Below are 12,806 nucleotides of genomic sequence, written 5' to 3'. Positions count from 1 at the left end.
TATTCACACAATCAGTTAATCGGACGATAGAAAGAATCCCGTTCAACAGGCTCAAACCCGGCTTTTGTGATCATATCCTCCATTTGTTCCTTTGTGAGACCTGTCGCTGATTTTGCACCGGCCGTATGGGTAATCCTCTCTTCAATAATTGTCCCGTCCAGGTCATCAGCCCCGAAATTTAAGGCCACCTGGGCCAGTTTTTCCCCGATCATCACCCAGTAGGCTTTAATATGATCAAAATTATCCAGCATAAGACGTGCTGCCGCCACATTTTTTAAATCATCCATGGCAGTTGTTGGGGGGATATGCGGAATCTTTGTGTTTTCAGAATGAAACGCAAGAGGGATAAAGGCTGAAAAACCGCCTGTTTCATCCTGCAATTCTCTCAGCGTGATGAGATGATCCACTCTCTCTTCAATGGTTTCAATATGACCATACAACAGGGTGGCATTGGTTTTAATCCCGGCTTTATGAACAGCCCTTACAATCTCAAGCCAGCGTTCATGATTAATTTTTCTGGGGAATAATTCTTTATGGATTCTTGAATTTAAAACTTCCGCTCCGCCACCCGGCATCATTTCAAGTCCTGCATCCTTCAAGCTTTGAATGGTCTCTTCCAAAGAAAGCCTGGCAAGATTGGACAAATAATCGATTTCCACACAGGTAAATGCCTTAATAGTGGCTCCGGGCCTCACTTTTTTGACGGTCTTTAAAAGATCAATAAAATAATCAAAATTTAAGTCTTCATTGAGTCCCCCGACAATATGCAGCTCATTAACCGGCTCATCAATGCGCTCCAAAAGCCTTTTTTCAATCTCTTCAACGGACCAGGTATAGGCACCCTTTTCTTTGCGGTCCCTGGCATATGCACAAAACCGACACCGGTTCTTGCATACATTGGTATAATTTAAATGCTGGTTATAAATATAGAACGCCTTATTGCCATGCAAAGACCTTCTGACATGGTTCGCAATCTGCCCCAAACCAATCAGGTCATGGGTTTCATAAATACAAATCCCGTCTTCCCTGGAAAGACGGGAGCCTTTTAAGACTTTTAAAAAAATACTTTCAAGTCTTTTATCAATGAGCATTGATACTGACATATCCAATACCGGGGGCCGATTCTTCGTCTGGCTTAGCATCCGTATCCATTATTTGTCTTTCTGTTCTATCTCTGGCTGGTTTATCTCAGAAATCATATCTGCAATATTTGAAGCCATCTGAGCCACTTTACCATCCCGCTCAGGACTTATTGGAGGGGCCACCGTATTCTCTTCATGAAGCAAATCATCTTCACCCTCTTCCTCAAAATTATCTCGTACGGTTGAAATCTCTAAACATTCGCCTTGCCTGTTAAAAATCACAGATAATGGGACCTTAATTTCGAAATCAAATTTATATGCGATATTATCATTATAAACCACAAGATCGCCTTTTTTGTAATCTATTTCTTCTTGAAGTGTGAAGCTGTGCTTTTCAAAAAGCATTTTTTCAATGGCTTCCCGGTCTAATCCTTCATTTATTGTATCAATAAATACTTTTTCACATTCCTGAATGGTCTCTGCCTTTGTAAGTTTCATAAAACACCTCTCAAATTGAAGAAAAAATGTATCTCCTTTGCAAAACTCAAATATGCCGCAGCTGCCGGACTCTTTATATCATGCAATGCTACAGGAATCTTTAAATCAATTGATCTTTTAATATTGTCGTCTTCAGGAATAAACGTATTATACACCATTTGTTTTATATCCGGCAAGTTCTGGTTTTCTAAAAAAGAGGGGATATCTTCTTTTGTTTCACACTTGTTGAAAAGACATCCGGCTATTTTCAAGGGAACATTGTGAGTTGTCCGAATATATTTTACTGTTCGAAGCAAACAATGGAAATCTTCGACCGAATTGTGATGAACAGACATGCAGACAACCAGCCAGTCAGCTGCTGTCATGGCTGTAATGCTTAAAAAGCCATACGAAGAGGGGGGGTCAATTATAATATACTCATACTCGTCTTCAACATCCCTTAAAAAAAGGCGTAAAATCTTTTCATTTTCAGGGTTTTTTGCCAACTTCAAGGCCACTCGAAACAAATTAAATCCTGCAGGTATCATATCCAGATAGTTGACTTGAGTTTTTACAACCGTATCTGTAATTTTTGCTCGACCAGACAAAAATGATGCGATATCACAATTATAATCCAAGGCATTAATACCACACCCCTGGGTGGAACATCCCTGTAGATCACAGTCTATTAACAGCGTTTTTTTTTCTAATAAAGCCAATGATGTGGCAAGATTTATAGCTGTAACGCTTTTACCTGCTCCCCCCTTTTGGCCGGCTATAGTAATTATTTTACTCATAACCATATACCTTTAGCACAATTATCAAAAAATTCAATCATCATATGGTTTAACCCCCAAATCCACCACCAAAATCCTCTCCCGGATTTCCAAATAAAAACCAATGAAATATTCAGGACGAGTTGAAATAATATTGTGAATATATCATAATGCGAAACAAGATCAAAGAGGAGAAATGTGTGGATGAATTAACCCAAAAATATCTTGATTTTCTTATTATTGAAAAAGGATTGTCCGATAACAGTATGGTCTCCTATTCAGCGGATCTGGCTCAATACATCACTTTTCTTGAAAAAAACAGGATTCGTGATTTAAATGATGTGGATACTGCCGTCATTCTTGCCTGGCTTATCGACCTTGCCAAAAAAGGACTGTCAGCTAAATCAAGAGCCCGGCATTTGATTACCATCCGCGGTTTATATAAATTCTTAATCAATGAAAAAAAAGTAACGAAAAGCCCTGTAAAAAATGTTGATATTCCTAAAACCGGCCTAGCGCTCCCAAAAATCATGAGTGTCAGGGAAGTTGCAGATCTTCTTGATGTCCCGGATATCAGAAAACCAAGGGAAATGCGGAATTCGGCAATGATGGAAATCATGTACGGAGCAGGCCTGAGGGTATCTGAACTTATCTCACTCTGTCTACAGGACGTTAACCTTGATGCAAATTTTGTAAGAGTGATGGGAAAGGGCTCCAAAGAGCGAATCGTTCCCATTGGTTCCCATGCAAGATCCATCACGCAAAAGTGGATCAAAGAGGGCAGATCATCCCTTTTAAAAAAAATTTCAACACCATATCTCTTTGTTGCAAGGGCCGGAAAACCCATGACCCGTCAATCTTTCTGGAAAATCATAAAAAAATATGCCCTTCTTACCAACATATCAAAAAATATCACGCCCCATACATTAAGGCATTCGTTCGCGACTCATTTGCTTGAAGGCGGTGCTGATTTAAGGTCGGTACAAACCATGCTGGGCCATTCAGACATATCGACCACACAAATATATACCCACATCTCAAGGGAGTACCTAATGAAGATGCATCAAAAATATCATCCGAGAAATTAATCAAATATTTCCATATTGATTCTTAAATTCCTTTCATGGTATTAGATATGGCTGCTATTTTGTAAAAACAGCAATTAAAAGCTTTTTGTCTAAATTTTTATACGGAAAACATTAAAAATGCCTATGGAAAATTCAATACCCTTAAAAGAACTGCTCATGCAGGTGAACAAACCCATTTTTGCTATTCAGAACGATACTGGGCTTAATTTTGTAACGAAAAATAATAATCTGCATCGTTTCAAGGCATTTGTTCCGGCTGTCCGGCTTGAAAACCTTGGTGATGAAAAATTTAAGAAACGGCACTCTTTAAAATATCCGTATATTGCCGGAGCCATGGCCAATGGAATTACGTCTGCGGATATGGTAAAAACCATGTCAGAGAATGGGATGATCGGCTTTTTGGGTGCCGGCGGCCTTTCCATTGAAAAGATTGAAGAAAATATTATCGAGCTGAAAAATACCCTGAAAGACAAGCCCTTTGGCTTTAACCTGATCCACTCCCTGGGTGACCCGGCCCATGAAATGGCTACGGTTGACCTTTATTTAAAACATAACATCACCTTGGTCAGTGCTGCTGCCTTCATGCGCATGACCCCTGCCCTTGTCTATTATCGAATTAAAGGAATTTATAAAAACGATAAAGGGCATATTGTTACGCCCCATCATATCATCGCAAAAGTATCAAGAATTGAAATTGCACGGCAGTTTTTCTCTCCGCCGCCTGAAAAACTGGTGAATATCCTCCTTGAAAAGGCCTTGATTACAAGGCAGGAGGCCAGACTGTCTCAATATATTCCCATGGCCCAGGATTTGACAGCAGAAGCAGACTCGGGCGGGCATACGGACAATCGCCCGGCACTGGCTTTATTGCCGACCATGATTGCTTTAAAAAACGAATTCATGAAAATCTACAATTACAAAGAGCCCCTGTGCGTTGGGCTTGCAGGGGGGATTGCCACCCCACAATCAGCAGCTGCCGCCTTTGGAATGGGAGCAGCCTATATCCTCACTGGGTCAATCAATCAATCCTGTATTGAAGCGGGGATCTGTGAAGATGTCAAAAAAATGCTTTGCCGGGCTGAGCAGGCAGATATGGCCATGGCTCCTGCCGCGGATATGTTTGAGATCGGAGCAAGGGTCCAGGTTTTAAAAAGGGGGACCCTGTTTCCAGTAAGAGCTGATAAGCTTTATAGACTTTATAAATCTCACAATAGTTTTGATGAAATCGACGAAAAATCAAAGCAGGAGATCCAGGAGAAATTTCTACAGACAACCTTTGAAGAGGCCTGGGACTCCACAAAAAATTTTTTCCGGAAAACCGGGAATATTAAAGAAATTAAAAGAGCCCAAAGTGATCCGAAACATAAAATGGCCCTTGTTTTCAGATCCTATCTTGGTCTTTCGTCAAAATGGGCCATCCAGGGCATTCCCAAAAGGAAAATAGATTACCAGATCTGGTGCGGGCCTGCCATTGGCGCCTTTAACCAGTGGGTAAAAGGCAGTTTTCTTGAAATCCACGAAAACCGCAGAACTGCTGAAATCGCTTTAAATCTCATGTTCGGTGCCTGTATCTGCATAAGGGCATCTATTTTAAAAATCCAGGGGATCGAGGTGCCAATGGATGCAAGCGATCTCAAACCCATGAAAAAAAAGGAAATTTTCAACTTTCTTTAGTCGCCCCTTTCAATGTAAAACTTTTGTCAAATCCTGATCAATCGGGTGATTCCCCTGCCTCAGGATAGTATATTGTCCACAATTTTAATTATTTAAATTCAAATTTATATATGAATAAGAAAAATAACGGACATCATAAAAATAGCGTTGCCATCATCGGTATGGGATGTATCTTCCCTAAATCCAGTAACTTGAAAGAATATTGGCATCTTCTGTTTAACGGCATTGATGCGATTGTTGATATTCCGGATGAGACCCATTGGAAATTAAAAGACTATTTTGATCAGGACCCATCCACACCAGACCATATCTATTGCAAAAGAGGCGGTTTTCTCCCGCCTGTAACCTTTGACCCTTTAAGTTATGGTATCCCACCCAATAATATAGAAGCCACGGACACATCCCAGCTTTTGGGGCTTGAGGTGGCGAGGATGGCCCTTGAAGATGCCGGATATCCGATAAATCATCCTGTTCTTGAACAAAAAAAGGTCAATGTAATTTTAGGGGTTACCGGCACCCAGGAACTGGTTATTCCCTTGGGCGCACGGCTTGGACATCCTATCTGGAAAAAGGCTTTGGAAGATTCCGGAATCAGCGGAAATAAAAAAGAAGAAATCATTCAACGGATACAAGGTGATTATGTCCAATGGCAGGAGAACTCATTTCCGGGTCTTCTTGGCAATGTTGTTGCCGGCAGAATCGCAAACCGTTTAAACCTTTCCGGAACAAATACGGTAACAGATGCTGCCTGTGCAAGCTCTTTATCTGCCATTCATACGGCGGTCATGGAACTTGTTTCCGGAAAATGCGATATGTCTATTACCGGTGGTGTGGATACATTGAATGATATTTTCATGCACATGTGCTTTGCAAAAACCGGGGTTCTGTCACACACCAGCGATGCAAAACCTTTTTCAAAAGATGCAGACGGTACTGTTCTGGGTGAAGGTGTCGGGATGCTGGTTTTAAAACGTCTTGACGATGCTCAAAAGGATAAGGACAGAATCTATGCCGTCATTAAAGGAATCGGCACTTCAAGCGATGGCAGAACCTCTGCCGTTTATGCCCCTAATTCCAAAGGACAACTTAAAGCACTAAACGAAGCTTACCACGAGGCAGATATCGACCCTTCCACGGTTGAACTCGTGGAAGCACATGGAACCGGAACAAGGGTTGGTGACAAAGTCGAATTTGAGGCATTAAAAAAATGCTTTGAACAATCTTCTGGAAAAAATCAAACGACCATTGGTTCGGTTAAATCCATGATCGGCCATACCAAGGCCGCAGCTGGGGCTGCAGGGATTATAAAGACTGCGCTGTCTCTTTACAATAAGGTCCTTCCCCCTACGCTAAAAGCCCTGGAACCTGATCCTGAACTCGACATCAACAATTCTTCGTTTTATTTAAATTCTGAATCTAAACCCTGGGTATCAAAATCACCAATAAAATCATCGGGTCATCCCAGAAGATCAGGTGTCAGCGCATTTGGTTTTGGCGGAAGTAATTTTCATATAGTTTTGGAAGAGTATAGCCCTTCAAAATCTCATGTTTCCTGGGATGGGACCATACAAATCATTGCCTTTTCATCTGATACAAAAGAGGGGCTTCTGGACAAACTCTATGCGTTTAAAACAGATCTGAATGAGACAGAAGATGCTCAGGAAAAAAGGCAGACCATCGCCTGGCAGTCCCATGAATCAAGACAAAACTTTTCAGCCAGCCATGATTTCAGACTGCTGATTGTTCACAAAAAAGATGACGATATTCAAAAAAATCTAACCAAAGCCAAAGAAAGCATTGATACAGGCAAATCACAACCGAATATCTATTTTTCATCCGAAAAAAAAGGAGGAAAGCTGGGCTTTTTATTTCCCGGCCAGGGAAGCCAGTACACGGGTATGGGAAAAGATCTTGTTTCGCTGTTTCCTGAAGCTTTAGAAGCATTAGAACAGGCAACAGATATTTTTTCCAAAACAAACAACAAATCGTCAAAATTCAAGCCGCTGCACAAATATATATTCCCTCCCCCATCCCATTTGCAGACAAAAACAAAATCGGAAGAAGAGCTTCGCCAGACCGACATTGCCCAGCCGGCTATAGGTGCAGTCTCCCTTGCCATGATTAAAGTGTTAAAAAGATTTGGTATAAGACCTGCAATAACCTGTGGCCACAGTTTTGGAGAATTGTCAGCCCTTTGTTCAGCCGACTGGATGGATGAAAAATCTTTTCTTTTTCTTGCTGCTGCACGGGGCAAATATATGGCAACTGCCGGATCACACCAGGATGGTGATTCGGGCAGTATGCTTGCTGTTCAAGCCCCTTTGGAAGATATTGAGGCACTGGTGAAAGATGAAAAACTTGATTTGATTCTTGCAAATAAAAACAGCAAAACCCAGGGGGTTTTATCTGGATCGACTAACGAAATCCTTCGTGCAAAAAAAATCTGTAAACAAAAAAAACTAAGAGCCGTTAAACTTCCTGTTGCCGCAGCATTTCACAGCAGACTTGTTCAAAATGCCGTAACACCTTTTAAAAAAGATTTATCCTCAAAGGCATTTTCTCCTACACCTGTTGACGTCCTCTCCAACACAACCGGAAAACCTTATGCAAGAAAAGAACATGAAATCAAAAAGATTCTTGGAAATCAACTGATAAGCCCGGTCAACTTTGTTGAGAATATTGAGTGTATGCTTGACAAAAACGTATCCACTTTTATAGAAGTCGGCCCCAAGGCTGTACTGACAGGTCTGATAAAATCAGTTTTACGAAAAAATGATATTACAGCGATTTCTCTTGACGAATCTTCAGGAAAGAAATCAGGCATTGAAGATCTTGCCCATGTATTGTGTATGATCGCTTCAAGGGGATTTGCAGTTGACCTTACCCCCTGGGAAGATGCAGCAAAAAAACCTGTGCCTAAAAAAATAAAAATAAAGCTTTCAGGTGCCAATCCTAAGCCGAAAAACAAGTGCGGCATCCCAAAATCAAAACCGGAACCATCACAAAAACAAGCAGTTAATAAAAACAGGTCAGTTTTAAAAGGATCTGATATGACGTCTCAAAATACACAAAAAAATGATAGTAATAATCTGAGTTCACCTGCCACTGAAGCCATGAAAATGGTTCAGAAAGGGCTTGAAGCCATACAGCAGCTTCAAACACAAACAGCCCGGGCCCATGAAAAATTTCTTGAAACACAGGCCCAGGCAAGCAAAACCCTGGCGAGCATGATGGAACAAACCCGTAATCTTGCTTCACCTGCGATGAACGAACACAAGCCGGAACCTGTCCGCCAGGAAAATGATAATATCACGATTTCTCAATCCTCTTCCTTTAGCAGTGAAACTCAAGCGCTTGAACCTGATACTCAAATTGAAACGCCACAACGAGTTGAAACAGACCTGGCTGATGAGTCTGAAAATAAAATTACCTGTGCTCAAATTGAAAAAATCCTGTTTGAAATTGTAAGCAAATTGACAGGCTTCCCTGTTGAGATGCTGGAATCAGATATGGACATTGAATCTGATCTGGGCATTGATTCAATCAAAAAAGTGGAGATTATTTCAGAACTTGAAAAACAGATTCCTTCCTGTGAGGGATTAACCACTGAAAATATTGGTTCCGTAAGGACTTTGAAAGATATTAGTAATACCATACAAAATGAGACGGCCTCTGTCATTGAAACCACTTGTGAAGCAAATACAGACACCACTGACGGTATAAATCAAAGGAATATTGAACCGGATACCTATCAAGCCGTTTCAACTATACTGGTCAATACCATAAGCGAATTAACAGGATTTCCTGTTGAAATGCTTGAACCTTCCATGAATCTTGAATCAGACCTGGGCATTGATTCCATTAAGCGGGTAGAAATTCTTTCAAAACTTGAGCAGGAACTGGATCATATCGAGACCATTTCTTCCGATGACATTGCAAATCTGAAAACCATTGAAGAGATCATTACATATCTGACAAAGAGTGATCAGAAAACACCTGTTGAAGTTATAAAAAAAATGTCGGCGCCCAATGATGATCCCCAGGTAAAATCAAATCAAGTAGAATCAAATAATGTCAGCTTAGATAAAAAACTGACCCGGCAGGTAGTTTCTTTACAGGAATACCCGACCAATCAGATCAGGTTCTATAATGGCGCAAAAATAGAATTGCTGGCTAAAAAAAAAGTCTACATTACGATAGATGGCTCAAATATAGCCAACCTGTTTAAAACGGAATTTGAAAAATTAGGAATAAATGCAGATCTGATCGATATCAGCAAAGGAAATATTCCAGAGTTACCGGATGCTGCAGGTCTTGTTCTGATACCGGACTCTTTTAATAAAAACAATTCAGATACTTCCATAAATTTTTTAAAATCCGCATTCTTGCTGGTAAAGAAGAATGCCTGTTATCTCATGGATTCAGGTAGTAAAAAAGGTGCATTTTTAACAACTGTCTCCTTTTTAGGCGGTGGGTTTGGCTTTACAGGAAAAGCTTTCCGGAGTGATCCGGTTTATGGCGGACTTGCAGGGCTTGCAAAAACAGCCAGTCTTGAGTGGAAAAATGTTCTGTGCAGGGCATTGGACATGCCTGATTCCAAAAAAAAATGTGCGGAAAATGCCGGAGCTGCAGTCTCTTTAATGATGACCTATGGCTCTGTCGAAATGGGTCTGGATGGAGACAGCTGTAATATCCCGATTCTGACCGATCAAAGCCTGACACATGGCAATGTTGACCTTAAATCCGATGATGTAGTCGTCATTACAGGCGGGGCCAAAGGCGTTACCGCAGCATGTGCCATTGAAATGGCAAAAGAATATTCCCCCACCATTGTTCTTATAGGCAGATCAAAGGCTCCCTCTACAGAACCTGAATGGGCAAAAGACATTCATGATCCCGGAATACTGAAAAAAACCATACTGACCCATGACTTTAAAGGTCAGACACCAAAACCCGCTGATATAGAAAAAACATATCAGAAAATCATATCCAACCGGGAAGTAAAAAAAAATATTCAATTGATGAATGAAAATGGCTCGCAGGTTAGATACTTCTCAGCAGATATTAGGAAACCAAAAGAAATTGAGAGCATTTTTAAAACTGTACGAAAAGAGTTCAAGCAAATAACAGCCATTATTCATGGCGCAGGTGTCCTTGAAGACAAACTGATCATTGATAAACATATTGATCAATTTATGTCTGTGCTTACAACAAAAGTAAAAGGGCTTGATACGCTGCTGTCTGCATCAAAACAGGATAAACTCAAATATTTTGTTTTATTTTCTTCCATTGCTGCCCGAACAGGCAACCGGGGACAATGTGACTATTCAATTGCAAACGAAATCTTAAATAAGACGGCTCAAAAACTGGCATTAGAACGCTCTGGCTGTAGATTCCTGTCAATCAACTGGGGTCCATGGGAAGGCGGGATGGTTGATGCATCTTTGAAAAAAGAATTTTTAAAACGAGGGATTGACCTTATCCCTTTAAAGACTGGAGCCAGACAATTATTAAATGAAATGGGAAGCATAGAAAAGAATGGACCTGAAGTGATCATTGGGGCACATCTTTTGGAAAAGAAAAAATCGAAAAAACCAAAACTTGCAAAGGCGATGACCCTGTCTTTAGGTTTAACGTCAACACCTGTTTTAGCCTCCCATCAGATAGCGGGAGAACCTGTAGTTCCTTTTGCATTATTAATGGAATATCATGCCCATGCAGCCCAAAAAAATAATCCGGGCCTTGTTTTTTCCGGAATAGACAACATGCGCCTTTTAAAGGGCATTAAACCCGGGAAGAAAAACTTAAGTATCAATGTAAGCCTAGAAAAGTGTAAACCAGATGAAAATGGATATGGGACATTCAGCAACATTACGTCAGAAAATGGCAGCAAACACTCATTTATCCATTCAAGTTGTACTGTTATATTAAAAGATAGACTGCCTAAGCCACCGGTGCTGTCCAAAGCCGCTTTCATGGAATTAAAACCCTATTCAATTCCAGTAAATCAGGCTTATCTTGATGTTCTTTTCCATGGGAAGGCCTTGCAAGGCATACAATCTATCAATGGATATTCAAAAAAAGGCATTGAAATTATTACATGTTTGGCGCCTAATCCGGATCAATGGTTTAAAACCCCTTACAATTCAAAATGGAGTATTGAACCCATGATGCTGGATGCGGCTTTCCAGGCTGCCATACTCTGGTCGCATGAGAGAATGGGACAGGTTTGCCTGCCAAGTTTTATCGCCAATTTAAGGCTGTATTCATCCTTTGATAAATTAAAAGGAAATATTCGAATTCTCTTTATCGTAAATGAAGAAACCAAAACCAAAATAAAAGGCTATTTTACCTTTCTGAATGAAGAAAATACGGTTGTTGCCAGCATCACCGGATTTGAAGCCTTAACCTCCCCGTCTTTAAATGGAAAATTTAAAACCAAACCTCTCTTTTCAAAAAAATCCATTCTTGCATTTGCCCAGGGGAACCCTTCTAAAGCATTTGGAGAAAAATATAAAATATTTGATAAAGAAAGGCAGATTGCACGTCTTCCCAGGCCGCCTTATTTCTTTATGGACCGGGTACTTAAAGCAGATCACCCTCAATGGAAAATGAAACCGGGCGGCTGGATTGAAACTCAATATGATATTCCAAAAGATGCGTGGTATTTTAACGCTAACAAAACTGATACCATACCATTTTGCATCCTCCTTGAAATTGCACTTCAGCCCTGCGGCTGGCTGGCTGCATATGCGGGTTCCGCCCTTGAAAGTGACGAGAGGCTCCATTTCCGAAATCTGGGGGGCAAAGCCACACTGATTCACCCTTTATCCCGGGGCTGCGGAACCATCACAATCAGGAACAGGATGACGGATGTATCCAAAGCCGGCAGTATGATCATCCAGGACTTTGACATGGAAGTATTAAAGGATGGGGATGCGGTTTATAAAGGAACGACCAATTTTGGTTTTTTTACCCAACAGGCCCTTTCAAATCAGATCGGTATCAGAGACAGCAGGTTTGATAAATATTCATTATCTAAAAAAAATCTTGAAAATACAAAAAGCTATCACTTCGAAAATAATGCCCCTTTGACACCTGAAGACAAAAATTACGATAACAACAACGGAATGCCTTCAAAGGCCCTGAGAATGATTGATAATATTGAAGTTTTAAGCTTTGATGCCGGTCTTTATGAAAAGGGATATATTAAGGCAATAAAAATAGTTGATCCTTCAGAATGGTTTTTTAATGCACATTTTTATCAGGACCCGGTCTGTCCTGGTTCCCTAGGAATTGAATCCTTTCTTCAAATGATTCGATTTTTTCTTCTTAAAAAATTTGATATCCCGGCAAACGAATATAAAACACAAATGACACAGGGCCAATCCCATGAATGGATCTACAGGGGACAAATCATACCTTTAAATAAAAAAATAGAAATCCATGCACATATAAAAACCGTCACCCATATAAATAGTAACTATTCCGTTATAGCAGATGGGGCTCTTACGGTTGATGGCATCTGTATTTATGAAATGAGAAATTTTAGTCTGGATTTCAATAAATCACACCACTTAGAACAAGCTTTAAACAAAAAAGGTCCACCCCATGATGCAGTATCATGGGGTGGACCTTTAAAAAAATGAACCGGCAACGTTCTACTCTCCCACACAGTCTCCCATGCAGTACCATCGACGCTAAAAAGC

The 12,806-nt window shown here is 40.5% G+C and carries 6 protein-coding genes; 3 read left to right on the top strand and 3 right to left on the bottom strand.

The genetic code is table 11. The features are described from left to right. Positions 1 to 11 precede the first annotated feature (11 nt). The 3 genes from mqnE to QAI40_RS01215 are packed head-to-tail and all read right to left on the bottom strand — an operon-like array spanning position 12 to position 2,356. On the bottom strand, positions 12 to 1,091 hold the full coding sequence (mqnE, locus tag QAI40_RS01225) for an aminofutalosine synthase MqnE (RefSeq protein WP_299976529.1): 1,080 nt from the start codon (positions 1,089 to 1,091) through the stop codon (positions 12 to 14). A 60-nt stretch (positions 1,092 to 1,151) separates the two neighbouring features. Next, the gene (locus QAI40_RS01220; RefSeq protein WP_299976532.1) at positions 1,152 to 1,580 is read right to left on the bottom strand and encodes a hypothetical protein; all 429 of its coding nucleotides are present in this window, start codon (positions 1,578 to 1,580) and stop codon (positions 1,152 to 1,154) included. After that, positions 1,577 to 2,356, bottom strand: a complete 780-nt coding sequence (locus tag QAI40_RS01215; protein WP_299976535.1) for a ParA family protein — start codon at positions 2,354 to 2,356, stop codon at positions 1,577 to 1,579. Before QAI40_RS01215 ends, QAI40_RS01220 begins: the two co-directional genes overlap by 4 nt. Positions 2,357 to 2,535: 179 nt before the next feature. On the opposite strand from QAI40_RS01215, the gene xerD reads away from it, so the two are divergent. From xerD to QAI40_RS01200, 3 genes are all read left to right on the top strand, one after another. Continuing rightward, positions 2,536 to 3,423, top strand: a complete 888-nt coding sequence (gene xerD / locus QAI40_RS01210) for a site-specific tyrosine recombinase XerD (protein WP_299976537.1) — start codon at positions 2,536 to 2,538, stop codon at positions 3,421 to 3,423. A 117-nt stretch (positions 3,424 to 3,540) separates the two neighbouring features. Next, positions 3,541 to 5,097 carry a PfaD family polyunsaturated fatty acid/polyketide biosynthesis protein gene (locus tag QAI40_RS01205; protein WP_299976540.1) on the top strand — a complete coding sequence of 519 codons (1,557 nt, stop codon included), beginning with the start codon at positions 3,541 to 3,543 and terminating at the stop codon, positions 5,095 to 5,097. Between the two features lie 110 nt (positions 5,098 to 5,207). Continuing rightward, complete coding sequence (locus QAI40_RS01200; protein WP_299976543.1) at positions 5,208 to 12,746, top strand: type I polyketide synthase; 7,539 nt, start codon at positions 5,208 to 5,210, stop codon at positions 12,744 to 12,746. The last annotated feature ends 60 nt before the right edge of the window (positions 12,747 to 12,806 follow it).

It is taken from the genome of Desulfobacula sp. (assembly GCF_030611305.1).
Taxonomy (GTDB): Bacteria; Desulfobacterota; Desulfobacteria; order Desulfobacterales; family Desulfobacteraceae; genus Desulfobacula.
Note: the sequence above shows the minus strand (reverse complement) of the source record. Positions and strands in the feature narration are given on the sequence as shown.